Annotated in this window: 18 protein-coding genes and 1 pseudogene; 5 read left to right on the top strand and 14 right to left on the bottom strand. The window is 72.4% G+C overall.

Translation table 11 applies throughout. The annotated features are described in order from the left end of the window. Window positions 1–20: 20 nt before the first annotated feature. Genes JNO44_RS35835 through JNO44_RS35825 form a run of 3 tightly spaced genes read right to left on the bottom strand, consistent with a single transcriptional unit; the run spans window position 21 to window position 2,646 of the window. Window positions 21–1,073: a mevalonate kinase family protein gene (locus JNO44_RS35835; RefSeq protein WP_205368171.1), complete on the bottom strand. Its 1,053-nt coding sequence runs from the start codon at window positions 1,071–1,073 to the stop codon at window positions 21–23. Further along, window positions 1,070–1,564, bottom strand: a complete 495-nt coding sequence (locus JNO44_RS35830) for an NUDIX domain-containing protein (protein ID WP_235095404.1) — start codon at window positions 1,562–1,564, stop codon at window positions 1,070–1,072. The genes JNO44_RS35835 and JNO44_RS35830 overlap by 4 nt, the downstream gene beginning before the upstream one ends. Before the next feature lie 50 nt (window positions 1,565–1,614). Next, on the bottom strand, window positions 1,615–2,646 hold the full coding sequence (locus tag JNO44_RS35825; RefSeq protein WP_205368169.1) for an NAD-dependent epimerase/dehydratase family protein: 1,032 nt from the start codon (window positions 2,644–2,646) through the stop codon (window positions 1,615–1,617). 320 nt (window positions 2,647–2,966) lie between these two features. On the opposite strand from JNO44_RS35825, the gene JNO44_RS35820 reads away from it, so the two are divergent. Next, window positions 2,967–4,784: a hypothetical protein gene (locus JNO44_RS35820; RefSeq protein WP_205368168.1), complete on the top strand. Its 1,818-nt coding sequence runs from the start codon at window positions 2,967–2,969 to the stop codon at window positions 4,782–4,784. A 98-nt stretch (window positions 4,785–4,882) separates the two neighbouring features. Here the strand turns inward: JNO44_RS35820 and JNO44_RS35815 are convergent, their stop codons facing one another. The 7 genes and pseudogenes from JNO44_RS35815 to JNO44_RS35785 form a co-directional block, all read right to left on the bottom strand. After that, window positions 4,883–5,479 carry a Type-2Aa cytolytic delta-endotoxin gene (locus tag JNO44_RS35815; protein WP_205368167.1) on the bottom strand — a complete coding sequence of 199 codons (597 nt, stop codon included), beginning with the start codon at window positions 5,477–5,479 and terminating at the stop codon, window positions 4,883–4,885. 125 nt (window positions 5,480–5,604) lie between these two features. Further along, entirely contained in the window at window positions 5,605–6,873 is a 1,269-nt protein-coding gene (locus tag JNO44_RS35810; RefSeq protein WP_205371122.1) for an MFS transporter, read from the bottom strand. Further along, window positions 6,870–7,400: a MarR family winged helix-turn-helix transcriptional regulator gene (locus JNO44_RS35805; protein ID WP_240167815.1), complete on the bottom strand. Its 531-nt coding sequence runs from the start codon at window positions 7,398–7,400 to the stop codon at window positions 6,870–6,872. Before JNO44_RS35805 ends, JNO44_RS35810 begins: the two co-directional genes overlap by 4 nt. Before the next feature lie 75 nt (window positions 7,401–7,475). Next, a pseudogene (locus JNO44_RS35800) lies at window positions 7,476–7,943 on the bottom strand (hypothetical protein); the annotation flags it as partial. 29 nt (window positions 7,944–7,972) lie between these two features. Then, window positions 7,973–8,722, bottom strand: coding sequence for an HAD family hydrolase (locus JNO44_RS35795; RefSeq protein ID WP_205368165.1), 750 nt, complete (start codon window positions 8,720–8,722; stop codon window positions 7,973–7,975). A gap of 54 nt (window positions 8,723–8,776) precedes the next feature. Continuing rightward, window positions 8,777–9,124 carry a hypothetical protein gene (locus JNO44_RS35790; RefSeq protein WP_039629471.1) on the bottom strand — a complete coding sequence of 116 codons (348 nt, stop codon included), beginning with the start codon at window positions 9,122–9,124 and terminating at the stop codon, window positions 8,777–8,779. 120 nt (window positions 9,125–9,244) lie between these two features. Continuing rightward, window positions 9,245–9,400 carry a DUF6131 family protein gene (locus tag JNO44_RS35785; RefSeq protein WP_180990259.1) on the bottom strand — a complete coding sequence of 52 codons (156 nt, stop codon included), beginning with the start codon at window positions 9,398–9,400 and terminating at the stop codon, window positions 9,245–9,247. A gap of 510 nt (window positions 9,401–9,910) precedes the next feature. On the opposite strand from JNO44_RS35785, the gene JNO44_RS35780 reads away from it, so the two are divergent. Further along, entirely contained in the window at window positions 9,911–10,927 is a 1,017-nt protein-coding gene (locus JNO44_RS35780) for an AI-2E family transporter (protein WP_205368163.1), read from the top strand. A gap of 79 nt (window positions 10,928–11,006) precedes the next feature. Next, window positions 11,007–11,651 (top strand): nucleotidyltransferase family protein, encoded by a 645-nt coding sequence (locus JNO44_RS35775; RefSeq protein WP_240167814.1) that lies wholly within the window; start codon window positions 11,007–11,009, stop codon window positions 11,649–11,651. Between the two features lie 171 nt (window positions 11,652–11,822). Here the strand turns inward: JNO44_RS35775 and JNO44_RS35770 are convergent, their stop codons facing one another. From JNO44_RS35770 to JNO44_RS35760, 3 genes are all read right to left on the bottom strand, one after another. Beyond that, window positions 11,823–13,001, bottom strand: coding sequence for a DUF2306 domain-containing protein (locus tag JNO44_RS35770; protein WP_205368160.1), 1,179 nt, complete (start codon window positions 12,999–13,001; stop codon window positions 11,823–11,825). Between the two features lie 228 nt (window positions 13,002–13,229). Further along, entirely contained in the window at window positions 13,230–13,772 is a 543-nt protein-coding gene (locus tag JNO44_RS35765) for a PadR family transcriptional regulator (protein WP_205368157.1), read from the bottom strand. A gap of 67 nt (window positions 13,773–13,839) precedes the next feature. Then, window positions 13,840–14,655, bottom strand: coding sequence for a DMT family transporter (locus JNO44_RS35760; protein ID WP_240167813.1), 816 nt, complete (start codon window positions 14,653–14,655; stop codon window positions 13,840–13,842). On the opposite strand from JNO44_RS35760, the gene JNO44_RS35755 reads away from it, so the two are divergent. After that, window positions 14,654–14,938: a hypothetical protein gene (locus JNO44_RS35755; protein WP_205371463.1), complete on the top strand. Its 285-nt coding sequence runs from the start codon at window positions 14,654–14,656 to the stop codon at window positions 14,936–14,938. The two genes, JNO44_RS35760 and JNO44_RS35755, sit on opposite strands and share 2 nt — an antisense overlap. Window positions 14,939–14,969: 31 nt before the next feature. Beyond that, on the top strand, window positions 14,970–15,908 hold the full coding sequence (locus tag JNO44_RS35750; protein ID WP_205368154.1) for a LysR family transcriptional regulator: 939 nt from the start codon (window positions 14,970–14,972) through the stop codon (window positions 15,906–15,908). Between the two features lie 13 nt (window positions 15,909–15,921). On the opposite strand, the gene JNO44_RS35745 is transcribed toward JNO44_RS35750, so the two are convergent. Then, entirely contained in the window at window positions 15,922–17,199 is a 1,278-nt protein-coding gene (locus tag JNO44_RS35745; RefSeq protein WP_205368152.1) for an FAD-dependent oxidoreductase, read from the bottom strand. Window positions 17,200–17,234: the final 35 nt, after the last annotated feature.

The following is a 17,234-nucleotide window of genomic DNA, read 5'->3' as shown; positions in this document are numbered from 1 at the left end:
GCGGGGCAGGGCAGCCCCGGCTACGGGGCCGGCGCCGCGGCGATCTCCGGCGCGAGGCCCGCCGCGGCCCGGGCCGGGATCACCCGCGTCCGGGGGTGCGCCGGGCCGAGCGCCCGCCGCAGCCGCGCCACCACCTCCGCCTGGTCGGCCGCCGGACAGACACCGACCAGCGCCCCGCCACCGCCGGCCCCGCTGAGCTTCAGCGGCAGGTCGGCGGCGCGCAGGGCCAGTGACCGCAGCTCCTCCAACAGCGGCGTGGACATGCCCTGGAGGTCCCGCATCGCCCGGTGCGCCCGGCTCATCGCGACGCCGAGGGCGGACAGGTCACGGCCCCGCACGGCCTCCCACACCGCGGCCGAGGCGGCGTCGGTCCGCTCGCGGTACGCGGCGAGCCGGGCGTCCCCGGCGGCGAGCTGCGCGCGGACCGAGCGGATGTGGTCGCTGGTGTCCTTCCGGGTCGCCGAGTCGAGCACGACCACCGCCCACTCGTCGGGGAAGTCGGCTCGCTGCGCGATCTGCGGCAGCCCGGTGGTCCGTCCGTCGAGCAGCAACAGCCCGCCGGCGATGACCGCGAGGTGGTCCATACCACCGCCGTTGAAGATCGCGAACTCGAACTCGTACGCCCACTGCGCCAACGTCCGCGCGGGCACCGACCAGCCCCCGGTGTCCCCGGCCACCGGCACCGCGGCCTCGGTGAACGCCCGGAACAGCGCCACGATCAGTGCCGTCGACGACGACAGCCCGCTGGCCGCCGGTGCCTCGCTGCGCGCGGTCACGGCCGGTGGACGGGGGCCGAGGCCGGGCAGCCGCCGACGCAGGAACGTCCACACCTCGCCCGCCCAGGCGCCGGCGTCGCCGTCCGGCGCCGCGTCGGCGGGCGGCCGGGCGCTCGGCGGCCGCACCGCGACCGAGGTCGTCAGGTCCAGTGCCAGGCTGACCGACCGGCCGCCCAGCCAGTCCAGGTCCTCCCCGGACAGGCAGGCCCGACAGGGCACCACGGCCTGTCCCGCCGGGCCGCCGAGCGGCGCCGCCGTGTCGTCCTCCGCTCCGGACGCCCTCGTCGGTGCGTTCATCGGGCCTGGAACCTTCCGGTCGAGCTGAACTCCCGGAACATCTCCAGGACCACAGCGGTGGGTGGGTGCAACGGCCGCGGCGGATCCCCGAGAGCCCGGAAACCGGCCCGGGTCACCTCGTCCGGTCCGGGGGAGAGCTCCCCGGACCATCGGCGGGCGACGAAACACAGCGCGAAGCAGTGGGTGACGTCGCCGTTGGGATAGGTCAGGGTGTGGACCGCGGGGTCGGACAGCGTGCCGAACGCCTCCAGATCGTCCCGCTCGACGTGCAGCCCGGTCTCCTCCGCCAGTTCCCGCCGGGCCGTCCCGACGAAGTCGTCGCCCTCCTCGCACGCCCCGGCCGGCAGCTCCCAGACGCCGGTGTCCGCGCGCTGCTGGAACAGCCCCCGACCGGCCGCGTCCAGCAGCAGGACCTGGGCGCCGGGCACGAGCAGCGGCCGGCTGCCCACCTTCTGCCGCAGCTCCCACAAGTACGAGCCGACATAACTCACCTGAGTGTCACCTTTCATCGTGCCTTATCCGCATATACGGGGGCAGATTGTCATGCGGCGGCCTCGGCGGCCAGCCACTTCGGCACCGCGTGCGGGGTGGCGGACAGCCAGCGCACATACCGCTCCACGCCCGCCCGGACGTCGATCCGCGGCCGCCAGCGCAGCAGTTCACGGCAGTGCTCGGTGGCCGCGTACCCGCCCAGCGGGTCGCCCTCGGGCAGGGGAGTGGTGACGAAGTGCGCCCGCGGGAAGTGCGGCGCGATCAGTTCGCCGACCTCGCGGACCGAAGTCGGCACGCCCGTACCGACGTTGACGGTCGCCCCGGCCATCCCGTCCTCCACCAGGGCCAGTGCGGTGGCCGCCGCCACGTCGTCGACGTGGACGAGGTCCCGCACCTGGACCCCGCCCCCGTTGAGCCGCATCGGGCGGCCCAGCCGGGCCTGCATGGACAGCCAGGCGACCATCCAGGAGTGGCTGCCGGGCTTGGGAACCTGCGGATCGCCGTAGACGGAGAAGTACCGCAGCACCGCGTACTCGGGGGTGTCCGGACCACTCAGCAGCAGTCGGGCCTGGTGCTCCGCCCAGAGCTTGGAGTTGGCGTACACCGACACCGGCAGCAGCCGCTGATCCTCGCGGAAGACCTGCGGCCCCCGTATGGACGGATCGCCGTTCCCGTACACCGCCGCCGACGACACCAGCACCAGCCGCCGCACCTCGGACGCCGCGACCTCCTCCAGCACCACCTGGGTGCCCTGGACGTTCGCGTGGAACGCGATATCGGGCCGACGGGTGCAGGCGGCCACATCGGCATAGGCCGCGGCGTGCACCACATAGTCGGCCCCGGCCAGCACCCGGCGCACCACTTCGCGGTCGCAGACGTCCCCGACCACCAACTTCGCCCCGAGGCTGTCGACGCCGAACAGCGAGGAGTGCACCGCGTCCGGATAGGCGTCCAGCCGGTCCAGCATCGTCACCTCGGCCTCCGCCCGGCGTAACAGCCGGACCAGCCGACTGCCCACCAGACCGGCGCCGCCCGTCACCACCACCCGGGAATCCCGGAGTTTCTCCAGCCGGGCCTCCACCGATTCTCCGTGGACATCGGGCTCCGGACTCCCCGTTCCGGCACCGCCATTACCCCGCGCATTGCCATTCATTCCGACGTCCCCGTTTCCGTTCACCGTTCCGGGCATGGAACCCCCTCTTCCCACATAACAGCGCACGAGTCGGCCCGGCGTGGGCCAGCGGTCAGCATGTCCGTCGTCGATTCCGGTGGCCAGAGCGCCATTTCGGCAGTCTTGCGGCGCGTGCGCGGACCGCCGTACTGTCCGGATTCACGTGCCGGATCCATCCGATGCGATGCAAAAGCCCGACGGGCCGGGAAAACGGAGAACCGGAGGAATTGATGACCCGTTATCGATTGAGCGGGGCCGTGATGACCCATCCCCAACGCCAGGCCGCCGCCGAAAGGTTGGCACGGTCCGCGCCGCCCGGAGCCCTGCGTGTCGTCATGGACCCGGACCCGGCCGGGAAACCGTCCGTATTGCGGACCGCGCTGTGCGCCTGGGAGGCGATCGAGGACGGTGCCACCCACCAGCTCGTCGTCCAGGACGACATGATCCTTTCCGATACGTTTTTCGAACGCGCCCGGATGGCGATTGCCGAGATGCCCGACGCCGCGCTGGCGCTTTTCGCACTCTGGGACTCCCGGAACGGCGCCGCGGTGCGTTTCGGTGCCATGGCCGGCGCCCGGTGGGTGGGCGCCGTCAACGAGTACTTTCCCTGTGTCGCCATCATTCTCCCCAGGGAAGTCGCCTCCGGTTTCGCGGCTTTTGGGCGACGCCATCTTGACAGCTGGCCCGACGACATCCTGATGAACCGCTACTTACGCGCGCATGGAATCCCGTCCTACGTTTCGGTGCCCAGCCTCGCCGAACACGAGGACCACGGCAGCATCTCCGGCAATGCGTTCCGCGGACCGCGCCGTTCGGTGTGCTTTCTGCCCCAGGATGTTCCCGGGCGCGAAGGCGCACGACTGACCGGTCTGCGGGTGCTCCCGTTCTTCAAACAGGGCGTCGCGCAGTGCGCGGTACGCACAGTGCCCGCCGACGCACGCGCCCCGCACGCGCTCCGGGGCCCGGACGCCGGCCGCTGGCTCCACCTCGACTGCGAGCAGTACCTGGAGGGCTCCGGCGTCCGTATCGGAAGGCAGCAACCGGCCATCGTGGGAATGGCCGAAGCCACCACCCCCGAGGCGGCGCGAGGAGCCTGGCTCACCGCCTTCACGATGGGATTCGTCCACCAGAAGGATGGACTCCGCTGCGATCCGGCGACGGGCGATCCCGGCGACGCCCCGGGCCCGGACGCCGTACCGGACCCCGCCGTGCTCGCCGAGGCGCTCGCCACCGTGGGCCCCGGCGGAATCAGCTACGCCCAGGCGGAGGAGCGGATCGCGCAGCAGCGCGACGAACTGGCGCGGATCACCCGGGCCGGCCTCGACGCCGGCCGCGACGCCGCCGAACGGACCCGACCGCCCCGCCGGGCCCACCCCACGCCGACCGACGCCCACCCAGCCGACGCCCACCGCGTCGCGCTACTCGGCGGCGCCGGTACCCCCCTCGGCGAACACCTCGTCCGCGGACTCACGGACGCCGGACACCACGTCACCACCCTGACCCGACGACCGAGCGGTCACCCCCCGCACGCTCTCCTGGACCTGACCCCCCTCGCCCTCCCGCCGACCGCTTCCCCCAACCCCACCCTCACCCTCGAACTCCCCGCCCTCACAACGAAGTTCACCCTCCATCTGGGCGACCTCTACGGCCCCGGCTGCCCCCATGACTCCCGCATCGGCCGCCTGGTCTGGGACGCCCTGCGCAGCTACCCCCTGACCCTCGACGACCCCGCCGAGACACTGCGCCCGCTGCACACCCGGGACCTGGTCACCGCCCTGTCACTGCTGCTCCGCACACCGCCCCCGGAGTCGGTGATCGGCCTGGCGGACGCCTCGATCACCGCCACCGAGTTGGCGGAGGCCATCCGCACCGCCGTCCGCCCCGTCCCCCTCGCCCCGCCCGAGGAAGCCGCACACACCACCCCCGAGACCGCCGCCTGGCCTCCCTCCCCACCCGGCTGGAAGCCCGTCACGGAGCTCCGCTACGGGCTCCACACCCACGCCCAATGGCTCGCCTACGAAGGCATCCACCTCGTCCTGGAGGTCTGACCCGGGCCCGCCGACCACGGCGAGCTGCCGCGCCCAGAGGGGCGTCGGTCCTCGCCGCGGTCGCGGGTCGTGGTGGGGAGCGCTCCCCACCACCGCCATCAGGCCGCCGGGCGCACCGGCTGACGCACCGTGATCGCGTTGACCCGGATCGCGCACTGCGCGACGTCGTCCATCGCGAGCGCACCGGCCTTGTCCGCACTCAGGCCGATCGTCACGTTCACACAGAACGCGACGGCGTAGACGAAGCCCTCGGTCTCCTCGTCGTGCAGCGCGAACAGCAGGTTGTAGTAGTAGCCGGTGCTGTCGGGCGCGTCACCGTAGAAGGACAGGTGGGTGCCCTCCTGGCGACCCAGGTCGACGAAGACCTCGGTGAGCGCGGCCTCGGCCCGCTCCCAGAACGCGGGGTTGCCGAACGGCTGGCCCAGCGCCTGGCGGACGGCCTCCCGGAGCGACATCACCATGACGCCGACGGGCGCGGTCTCCTGGAGCCCCCAGCCCCGGACGATCTTCACGGTGGCACCGTCGGGAACGGCGCTCGCGGCCCGGCTGATCTCGCCGAAGTCGAAGTCGACGGTGGCCGGCGCGATCGCGTACTGGAACTTCTCGGCAAGGGCCTGCGCCTGCTCCAGGACGTCCGGACGCACCTCGAAGACGGCCTTGAAGGTCGCCTTCCCGGTGGTGGGCTGGTCGGACATGACTGCTCCTCACATACGGGAAATCGCGTCGCGCCGACGGGCAGTATGCACCCGCTGCATCCGGCGGCGGCCACCACCCTCACCCCGAACCGACCCCGACCGCTCCCAGGAGGAACCCGGCAGCTTCACGAACCGGCCGCCGTCGCGCGTCGTCCCCGCGCCGCATCCGCGGAGTCCCGGGAGCGCCACCCCAACCCCGGCGTCACGAGCCCCACCAGCACCACGGCTCCCACGCACAACACCCCACCACTCACCAACGCCGCCACGCCCGACGTCGCATCCGCCACCAACCCGCCCCGCATGTTGCCGAGGTCCGGGCCGGCCTGCCCCACGATCTGCTCGGCCGCACCGACCCGCCCGAGCATCTCGTTCGGGGTGTGCGACTGGACGAGCGTGTTCCGGGACACCACGGAGACCGTGTCGGCCGCGCCCGCCAGGACCAGACAGGCCAGCCCCAGCCACCTGTTGGGCGCGAGGCCGCAGAGCGCCAGCGCAAGTCCCCAGGTCACCGAGGAGCCGAGCATCGCCAGAGCGGGTCGCGCACTCCGGGTGAACGTCCCGGAGAAGAGCGACGCACCGACCCCGCCGACCGCGATCGCGGACAGGAACAGGCCGAGCGTGCGCGGACTGTCCCCGAACCGCTCGGCATTGATCAGCGGAAACAGACTGATCGGCATGGACAGCACGGTGGCCGCCAGATCCGTCAGCAACGCCCCGCGAACGACCGGTGTGCGGACGAGGAAGGCCAGCCCGTCCCGAACGCCCCGCAGCCCCGGACGGGCGCTCGCCTCCCCCTTTGCGACCCGCATCGGCAACCCGAGCGCCCCGTACAACGCCGCGACGAAACTCACCGCGTCGATCGTGTAGCAGGCACCGGCGCCCAACGTGCCCAACACCAGTCCGGCCACCGCCGGCCCGACCAACATCGCACCCTGGAAGGAGATCCGCCGCAACGCCAGACCGGCCGCCAACTGCTCCCGCGGCAACAGGGCCGGAACGAACGTCTTCGACGCCGGCCCGCCCCCGGCCACACAACAGGACTGCACGGCCACCAGCAGCACCACCACCCCGACCGGCACGCCGCCGACGTACGCCTGCACCGCCAGCACCACCGAACAGACGGTTTGCCCCGCCGTCATCGCCACATAGAACCGCCGCCGGTCCACACGGTCGACGAGCGTCCCGGCGAAGAGCCCGAGTGCGATGAGCGGTACGGCCTGGGCCAGCGCGACCGCACCCGTCCACGTGGTGCTGTGCGTCAGCTGCCACACCTGGAACATCACGGCGACGACCGTCATCTGGCCGCCGAAGCCGGACAGCGTCTGCCCGACCCATAACCGCCGGAAGGCCGGCGACGCCCGCAGCGGCGTGACGTCGATCAGCGCGTGCCTCATTCCCACGCGGGATCCTCCGCCAGCTTCTCCGCGATCCGGTCGTGGAAGCTCTTGCGCTCCAGCGCCCGCTCGATGTCGGCGACGACCCGGCTGAGCGGATACGGAACCTCGGCCTCGATCTCGGCGACCGCCGCCTCGGTGGCCCGCCACTCCGCCGCCAGCCGCCCGATGACTCCCCGGGCCTGCTCCGTCAGCGTCACTTCCTTGCTCCGCGCATCGGCACCGGCAACGGTCTCGACCCAACCGGCCGCCCGCATCGCGGCCACCTTCTGGCTGAGCGCCGAATGCGTCCGGCCGACCGACTCCGCCAATGCGCCGATCGTCATCGGCCCACGGGCGTGCAGTCGCAGCAGCTCCATCACGAAGCTCGGCTTCAGTCCCTCGATCCGCCGCTCCGCGTAGATGCGCGCGATCTCCGCATCCATCCCCTCCTGCAGCACCCGCAACGGCCGCCACAGACTCTCCCGACTGGGATCACCCACGCCGGCGCCGGGATCTTCTTTCCGCGTCTCGCCCTTCTCTGCCATTCCGCCACAATAACAGCACTTACGTAAGTGCCGTTATGTACTCAAAGTCGTAAGACAGCCACGGCTTGGAGACATGTCCATGAGGTGCCGTTCCGCGGACGTCGCCGCCGCGTGGCGGCCGGCGGTGCGCACACGGGCGCGGACGACGGACGGCTCCGCGGTGAGCCACGCGGCGGCGACCCGGGGGACCGTCAGGCCCGCGACCCGGCCGGGCCGCAGCGCCGAGCCCTCCAGCAACAGGCCCGTCGCCGCCCCCTCGGCGCCGGCCGCATGGGCCGTGACCAGCTCCTCGATACGGGGCCACAGCCGTGCGTAGTGGTCGAGGACGGAGGTGATCAACTCGTCCACCGGGAGCGACGCGTAGTGCTCGGCGACGTGCTCCGGCACGGCCCGTTCCACGGTCCGCCAGGGGCGCCCCGGATGCCGGGCCAGCTGGTCCGTCGACCGGTAGGCGAACCCCAGCCGCTCGGCGACCACTTGCGCCACCGTCGACTTGCCGACATTCGACGTCCCGCCGATGAGCACCACCCGTACGCCGCGCACGAGCTCGATCCTGGGGCCGGTCCCCTGGGTCAGGACGCGAGCCGCGCGAGGCGCAGTACGGCCGCCAGCCCGCGGTGCGAGCCGGGCACGGCGCCCGCCGGCAGGACATAGGAACGCAGCCCCGCGCCGGCCGCGCCGCCGTCCTTCGCGGGATGGTCGCCCACCATCAGCGCGGCTGCCGGCTCGACGCCGAGTTCCTCGCACGCACGGTGGAACAGCAGCGGATCCGGCTTCTCGGTGCCGTGTTCGTAGGAGTGCACCCAGGAGGAGAAGCAGTGGTCCAGCCGGTGGTGGGCGAAGGTGGGGCGCAGCTCCCAGCCGATATCGCTGACCACGCCCAACGCCAGTCCGCTGTCCGCGAGTTGCCGCACCGTGGACGCGGTGTCGGCATACGGCTGCCAGTACTCGGGGGTCTTGAGCTGCCCGTACAGCGCCTCGGCGACCGGCGCCAGCTCGGGCGCCGAGGAGTACCAGGTGGTGAAGGCGTGCCGGTGGGCCTCCGCCGAGACGTCGCGGGCGCGCTGCGCCTCCCGCACGCCGGGGTCCGCGAGGCCCGCCTCAAGTCCGTTGAGGATGTGGTCCATTGTCGCGTCGTGCACCGGTGGTGGCAGCACCGCACGGATTCTTTCCGCGTACGAGCGGATCTGGAACAAGGTCCCGGAGAAGTCGAACAGGACGGCCCGGAGCGGGGGTTCGGAGCCGGCGTGCGGCGCCGGGGGAGTGGTGGTCGCGGTGACGCGCAGGGGGCCCTCGGGGCCACACACGGGGAGGCGAGGCATGCGGACTTTCTACCGCACGTCCCTGTCGGTGGTGGGCGTGCTGCCGGTGGTCGGTCAGCGGTCGACCATGATCTCCACATGGGCCGGCGGGGCGCCCGCCGCCGTGATGGTGAAGGTCGCGGTGCCGGCGGCGTCGCCGGCCGTGAGCCGCGGGCTCTCCGCGTAACCCTGCGGGTCGGTGAGGACGGTCACGGAGATCTCGCCGCCTTCGAACAGCGCCTGCTGGCTCATCGAATCCCAGACGAAGGTCACCGGCAGCTCGGCCACCGGCGCCTGGTCCTGGATGTCCACGACCCGGGCCTTCAGCGTGTGGGGGAAGGTCTGGTGGTGGCCGGCGTGCTGGCCGATTCCGCCGGCCGGCTGGATGGCGTACGTCCGGCCGTAGCCCGCTTCCGTGCTCATACCGTCTCCTACTGGCTACTGGCTACTGGCGACTGGCCGTTCCTCCGGGCGCGTGAGCCGCTGCGGACCCGGGCCGCGTTCCCGCCCTGCCCCGTTCCTTCGGCCGCCGTCCGTGGGCCGCTACCAGTAATGACGCCGTCCGCCGACCGCGTGCCCCATCACGCCGAGCAGCCACAGGACCGCCCCGATGAGGAGCAGGATGCCGCCGATCGTCACCAGAAAGGAAAGGCCGGCTACCAGGCCGATGACGAGCAAGATGATGCCGAGAACGACCACGATGTGCTCCGATCTCGTTCGAGCGTCCCCTTTCACTGTGTGCCTCGGTTGCAGTAACGGCAACTTCTGCTAGACGAGGGCTGCGGCAGGCGTAAAGAGCCAGGTCAGGGCCCAGATCACGGCTGACGGTCGCGGCCGACGACCGCCGTCCGTGGTCGCCGCCCGTGGCCGCCGTGCGGCGACCGTCCACCGGCGCCCCCGGTGACCCGGCCGGGTGCCTTCGGGGGAATACCGGTTGGTTGTGTTCGATCCCCTCCCGGCGGTGATACCGCTCTCTTCGGGGCCCCGTGGCAGGAGGGTCCCCATGAAGGCCCGCGGGCGGGAGGAGGTGGCGGCGCAAACGTGCCGAACCGATCCCGCAGGGCCGGTCCCACCCGCAGACCGCGGGATGCCGCGTCCGCCGCACAGCGAGCCGTCCCGCATCGGCGTCGATGGCTCGTCGTGCGGCGGACCGGTGGGACGTCGGCCCCACGACCGCGCGAGGCCGTCGCCGTACCCAGGTCGCTGCGCATGGCTGCCGCGTACGGCTGGCGGCTGCTGGTCGTGGGCGCCGCCGTCTACGCCGTGTTCGCGGTGCTGGGGCGGTTCCACCTCGTCACCCTGGCGGTGTTCCTGGGACTGGTGCTCACCGCCTTGCTCGAACCGTTGACGAACCTGCTGGGCCGGTGGCTGCCGCGCGTCGCGGCGGTCACCGCCGGGCTGCTGTTCGGGATCCTGCTCCTGTTCGGCGTGCTGAGCCTGATCGGGGCCAACGTGGCCGATGAGTGGCCCGGTCTGCGCCTGGTGTTCATCGGGGGCGTGGCGAGGATCGAGCGATGGCTCGAAGGTCCGCCGTTTCACCTCCAGCCCGGCTCCCTCTCCCATCTCCAGGAGTGGATCTCCCACTTCGTGTCCACCAACCGCGCCAACCTCATCAACACCGCGGTGAGTGGCGTGGGCCGGCTGGCGGAGGTGCTGACGGTCGGCGTGCTGGCCCTGTTCTGCTCGGTCTTCTTCCTGCATTCGGGCGCCCGGATGTGGCTCTGGTTCGGCGGTCAGCTCCCGGAGCGCGGACGCCGGCCGGTCGGTACCGCGGGACGCGCGGCGTGGACCACGTTCACCGGCTACACCCGCGGCATCGTGCTGATCGCCGCCACCAACGCCGTCCTCGTGGGCGTGGCCCTCTTCGCACTGGGCGTGCCGCTGGTCCTGCCGCTCGCGGTGCTGGAGTTCTTCGCCGCCTTCGTCCCGCTCATCGGCTCACCGGTGGCGCTGGCGGTGGCCGCGGTGGTGGCCCTGGCGGCCAAGGGGCCCCTGGTGGCGCTGCTCGTCATCCTGCTCATCGTGCTCATCGGACAGCTCGAAGGGCATGTACTGCACCCCGTGGTGATGAGCCGCGCGGTGAGCCTGCACCCGATCGTGGTGGCGCTGGCGGTGGTCTGCGGGGGCGTCACGGCGGGTGTTCTCGGTGCGGTGGTCGCGGTGCCGCTGGTGTCGGTGGTGTGGTCGGTGTACGGGGCGCTGCGGAGCCAGGGGCGACCCGGCTGACCCGCGCCCGTACCGGCGGCACCCTCGCCCCGACCGCTGACCCGGCCCTGACCCGTCGGAGAACCCTTAGGCTGCCGCCATGCTGTGCACATCGGATCGCCAGGCGCTCGTGGACGCGGTGCGGGACGCCCTGGAGCGCGACTGTCCGGCATCGCGGACGCTGCTGCTGGGCTCACTGGCGGCGGGCACCGCGGACGACTACAGCGACATCGACGTCGAATGGGTCGTCCCGGACGGCGAGTTCGGTGCGTGCCTGGCGCGGGCGGAGCAGGTCCTGCGAGGGGTGCGGCCGGTGGCGGCGCTGCGCTCCGATCCCGACTTCCGGCATTCCGATCGGCGCCGGTTGCTGTTCGTCCGCTTCGCCCAGGTGCCGCTCTTCTGGCGGCTCGACCTGAGGAGCCCGCAGATCTGGGAGCGGCCGAAGGGGGTGCGGCGGGCCGGGCGGACGCGAGGTGGCCCGCGGCGATCGCCCGCCTGGCACGGGCCGCGGCGCGCCAGGAACCGCAGTTGGAGCCACTGGCCGAAGAGGTCGTCCGGCTGTCCGAGGAATACCGCGACGTGGGTCGTTGAGGCCCCGCACGCAGGTCGCCCCACCCGCTCCCCGGCCTCGCAGCCAGCCCCGGTCCCAGCCCCGGTCCCAGCTCCGGTCCCAGGCCAGTCACCGGTCAGGGGAGAAGCGATCCGCCCCGGACCGCATGGAGTTGTCCGGCGTAGAGCACGCTGACGGCGACCGACCAGGACGAGCACCAGAGGCGGGGCGAGCGTGCGGACCTCCTCCCAGTCCCGTGCCCGGCCGATGGCGAACAGGCCGGGAGCGACGCCGACGTTGGCTTGGCCATCTCTTCTCCGCCCCCAGTATCGTCGCCGGCGCCCTGCGTTCGATGGACAACGGGCTTCACCCCACCGGCGCCGGATCCCGGTCCGGCCGGGGGGCGGCGGCCAGTCGCTCCCGTTTGAGCACCTCGCGTCCGACCATCACCCGCACGCTCACCACCGCGGTCGCCGCGAAGGCCAACATCCCGCAGCCGATGGCGATCCCCGCGGCCAGTGCCGTCGGCCGGTCGAGCCCCGCATAGTGCTCGAACAGCAGCCCCGCCGCGGCGGAGAACGGCGGAGCCAGGCACAGCGCGACGAGATGCAGCCGCCACTCCTCGCGCGCCCAGCTCCTGCCGTCCCGGCCTGCCCGCCGCTGGCAGACGAACATGGTGGCGTAGGCCGCGGCGAAGGGGACCAGATAGGCGGCCGTCAGACGGGCACCGCCACTGCCCCACCCCATGGCGGACTTGACGAGCCAGCCGAGCGCCGACGCGCCGGCCACGTGGGCCGCGACCAGCACCGGCGTCGGCACCCAGGTGCCGCGGACCCCGGATGGCGCGTCCCGCTTGTCCATCGCGCGCGAGGCGACCAGGGCTCCGAAGGCGACGACGGCCCCGAGGTGCATGATCGCGACGCGGTTGGCGTCCGCCATGGAGAGACCGGGGAGGAACGCCGGGAGCGCGCCCCATTCCAGGCGCAGCAGCGGCGCGGTCATCAGGTAGGCGTAGCACAGCAGCATCCAACGCTGGTGCAGATCGGGGAAGTTGCCGATCGCCGCGAGGATGCCGAAGGTGACGCTCAGGACGGTGCCGACCAGGATGGTGGCGAGCACGATCCAGAACGCCGGCCCGCTGAACGCGTCACGCGGCGCGGTCCGCGCCAGGTAGATCGCCGCGCCCGCCATCGAGGCGTACACCGTCAGTGCGAACGCCACGCCCAGGACGCGGTGCAGCCGCCTGCGCCGCCGGATCGCCGAGATCAACTGAGCGGGCCCGAGCAGCATCAGCACGCCGCCCAGCACCGAATGGAAGATCATCGCAGCCAGGCTGCGGCCGTACGGTCCGATGCGGGTGGCGAGGGCATCCGCGACATAGCGCGGTGACACCGCCCGGCCCAGCAGCCATTCACCGAAGGCGGGGGCGCCCCGGTGCGCGTACGGCCACAGCTCGGTCATCGCGATCGGCGCGTACCCCACGCAGACGACCACCACGGCGATGGTGGCCGCGCGGCGCCAAGTGGCCCTCCTCGGACGGTTCATGGCGACTCCCTGGATCGCGGCCCTGCCTCCGACGGGCCCGGGTGCCCGGCAATGGTCCTAAGTGGATGGTCCTAACTGGACTGTCGAGAAGGTAGGGGTGATCCGGTCCGCGGTCAATGGCCGGCGCGGCTTCCGCGCCGCGTGCCGGCGCGATGCGCATGTCCTTGGTGGGAAATGGGCGGATGTTCGCAGGGGGAGGCTGTGCATGGGTGGAGCGCCCGGCGTGGCCTATTCGCCCCGCTGGTCGCCCCGTTGCTCCACCCACTGCCAGAAGTCGATCATCATCCGCTCGTAGCGAATGCCGAACTCCAGCGCCTCGCGCTGCCCCCGCGTCAGCAACTCCCCTACGGTCTCGGCTAGTTCCTCGTACTCCGTCAGCGTGCGGTGGTGTTCGCTGATCTGGACGGGGGAGTGGACCTCCGGCCGGCCGCCGAACCACAGCTTGAGGATGCTGCGCTCCCGCGCCTCGACCGGGACGAAGGTCGAGTCGGCGAGCCACTCCGTCAAGGCCGCCTTGCCCGCCCGAGTCAGCTTCAGCAACCGCCGGTTGCGCCCGCCCGACTGCCGGGATTCGGACAGCAGTCCCGCCGCGACGAGCCGGTCGCACTGCGCATAGACCTGCGCGTGCGGCATCGACCAGAACGGGGCCACCGTGCGGCCGGCCTCGACCTTCACGTCGTAGGGGGTGGCCTCGCCCAACTGGTCGATGAAGCCGAGCACGAGGAAGGACGGCGTGGTCAGGCGGGGATCGGCGCTGTGGGAATCAGCCATGCGGTGACGGTATCGCGGCGGGGCGCCCGAGCGGGCCGCCTCCGGAGGCGGCCGGGCCTCCGCCGCCTCACCCGGCTCCCCTCCGACGCTTCCGTGGCGTCCGGCCGGTGTGCCAGACCGCTGCGACCACCAGGGCGCAGCCCGCGGCCTGGGTCGGGGTGGGCCGCTCGCCGATCGCGACCCCCAACCCGAAGGCCATCACCGGCTGGAGCAGCAGCAGCGCGGCACCGACGTTCGGCGCCAGCCTCGGCAGTGCGGCCGTGATCAGGAGCCAGGCGAGCACCTGCCCGACGAAGGCGAGCGTGATCAGCCAGCCCCACGCGGGCCAGCCCGGATCCAGATCGATCCCGGTCCACAGGCCGCCCAGCACGGCAGCCGTCGCGGCGGCCGCCGCGGTCGAGACGCACACCGGAGTGACGGTGTGCTCACGTCCGCCGCCCAGTCGCATCAGGAACAGGTATCCCGCGTACGTCACCCCCGCCGCCGTCCCGAACGTCACCCCGGCGACCGGATCGCTGCCGGCCTGCGGACGCCCGAGCGCCCCGCTCGCCAGCGCCACCCCGGCCAACATCAGCGGGACCATCAGCACGAACCGTCCCGTCAGCCGCGTCCCCGACACCAGCCGGGCGAGCAACGGGAAGACCACGACCTGGACGTTGAGCAACACCGTGGCGACCGAAGCGCCGACGTCGAGGACGCTGGCCGCCCAGAACACCATGTCCACGCCGAGCAGCACGCCGGCGCCGATGTCCATCAGCTGATAGCGCAACGGCCGGGCGCCGACCCGTCGCACCTCCCGCCAGGCGAGCGGCACCAGCAGGAACAGCGCCAACGCGCAGCGCAGAAAGGCCGCCGTGCCCGCGTTCGTCCCGGAGAGCTTCATGAAGACGGCCGAGGCGGAGATGCACGCCGATCCCGCGATGGCCAGTACGACGGGACGCCCCGCCCGGCCGTACGGCGAAGGCCGCCACCCCGATGCGCCAACGACGCCCGCCCGCATGCCTGTTGACGCCTCTCCCGGTGCCGACCTTGGCGACGCCGGCTGTCCCGATGCCGACTCTGGCGAAGTTGACGTTCCCGAAGCTGGCTTTCCCGATGTCAACGACTCGTTTCCACGCGTCATGCCATCCACTGTGCCTGGCCGCACCATAAACAAAAAGCAATGATTCAAGCCCAATAATCGGTAGCATCCCTAATGTGTTCAGCATTGATCGGCTCCGCGCGCTCGCCGCCGTCGCCACTCACGGATCGATCGCCCGGGCCGCCCGCACCCTGCACATGACGCCCTCCGCGGTCTCCCAGCAACTGGCCAAACTGGAACGCGAAGCGGGCCACGCCCTCCTCCAACCGCACGGCCGCAGCGTCCGCATGACCCACGCCGGCCGCGTCCTGGCCGGCCACGCCGATCGACTGATCGCACAACTGGCGTCCGCACAAGCTGACTTGGCCGACCTCGGCAGCGAGGTGCTGGGCCCCCTCCGCATCGGCGGCGTCGGAAGCGCGGTGCGCACCCTGCTGCCCGACGCGCTCGCCGCCCTCGCCGCCGAGCACCCTCGCCTCACCCCCACGGTCGTCGACGGCGAGGCCGTCGACCTGCTGCCCCGCCTCGCCGACGGTGAGCTGGACCTCCTCCTCGTCGAGAGTTGGACCACCCGCCCCCTCGCCGTCCCGGAAGGCGTCAGGCTCCGCACCCTGATCGGCGAGGAGGTCTATGTCGCACTCTCCGTGCACCACCCGCTCGCCGGGCGCTCGGCCATCGACCTCGCCGCCCACGCCGATCTCCGTGCGCTCGCGGACACCGCCTGGGCCTGCTGCCCGCCCGGTACGGAGCCGCACGGCACCCTCCTCCAGACGCTCCGCGCCCGCGGCGTCGAGCCCGACATCCGCTACCTCCTCGCCGACCACCTCACCCAACTCGCCCTGGTCTCCCGCAATGTGGCCGCCAGTCTCACCCCGGCCATGTCGCGCCGCCTCGCGCCGCCCGACGTACGCTTCCTCGCCACCCGCCCGGCCCTGCGCCGCGACATCCGGGCCGCCTGGCTCGCCCGCGCGCAGAGCCCGCCGGTCCGCGCCTGCCTGAGCGCGATCGCGACCGCAGTGCCGGAGGTGCCGGACGGCGCCGGCGAGGAAGGGTGACCGGCCGCTACCGCTACCGCTGCCGCCGGCACCGCGCACCCCTCACCCGCCGCTGCTCACCCGCCGCTCGTCGCCTGCCGCCCGTCGTCACCGTCTCCTCCCAGGCGATCCGATGGAAGTGCAGCGCGCGGAACATCTCCTCGGGCGCCCCGATCGCCGGCGCGGGCGCGACGCTCTTGCCCGCCTTGACCTTGTTGACGGCCGCGGCGTTCTGCCCGATCGCCTCCACGCGCGGGCGCCGCAGTGCTTCGTAGGCGGCGAACGCCTCGCGGTGGGTGGGGAGATCGCGCAGACAGCGGGCCAGCTCGACCGCGCTCTCCATGGCGAGCGAGGCGCCCTGCCCGGAGCTGGAGGAGGGCGCGTGCACCGCGTCGCCCACCAGCACCATCCGTCCCCGGTGCCAGTGCGGTACGGACGGCATCTGCTCCATCTGGCCGACGACCATCAGCGTATCGGGGTCGGTGTGCCGCAGCAGCAGCTCACCGGGGACGTGGCCGGCGTACAGGTCGCGCAGCCTGCTCATCCACTGGGTGGTGGGCACCCGCGCCAGCTCGTCCTGGCTCGGCGGGGTGTCCGTGGGCAGTCCGGCGAACCAGATCAGCCGGCCGTCCGCACCCCGCCAGTAGCCCATGAAGGCGCGGCCGAACGCGAAGTACATGGTGCCTGGTTCGACCTCGACCTCGGCGTCGATGCCGCAGTCCGCCGCCGCGTAGCCGCCGAAGCTCAGCACGCCGCCGTACTCGGGCGCGGGTGCCTGGGGATCGATCACCGTGCGGACCGTGGAACGTATGCCGTCCGCCCCGATCAGCAGGTCGGCGGTGGCGGAGGTGCCGTCCGCGAAGTGGGCCGTGACGCCCTCGGGCGACTCCTTGGCGTCGACCAACCGCTTGCCGTACTCGAACCGGATGCCCTCGCCGGCCGCGTGATCGGCCAGTGCCCGGAACAGCCGGTCGCGCGGCATCGTCATCGTCGGGGGCAGCTCGGGGAAGCCGTCGAAACGGGTGAAGTGGTTGCCGGCGCCGTCCGCCATCACCATCCCCGGGACCGGCTCGCCCACCGCGCGCACCGCCGCGTCGGCACCGACCGTCGCCAGCGCCGCCAGCCCGTTCGGCGCCAGGCCCAGCCAGGCCCCGACCCCGTCCGCGGCGGTCGGGTACGCCTCGTAGACCGTCGCCGCGATGCCTGCCCTGCGCAGCGCGAGTGCCGTCACCGGCCCCGCCACCCCACCCCCGATGACCAGTGCCGTCCGCGTCCGGCCGCCGTGGCCGCCGAGCCCGCCATTGAGGTCCATAACCGCTCCCAGTTGAAGTGCGTGGATCGTTGCGA

Source organism: Streptomyces noursei, assembly GCF_016917755.1.
In the GTDB taxonomy this organism is placed as follows: Bacteria; Actinomycetota; Actinomycetes; order Streptomycetales; family Streptomycetaceae; genus Streptomyces; species Streptomyces yunnanensis.
The sequence above is the reverse complement of the archived record's forward strand: the minus strand, read 5'-3'. Positions and strand labels throughout refer to the sequence as shown.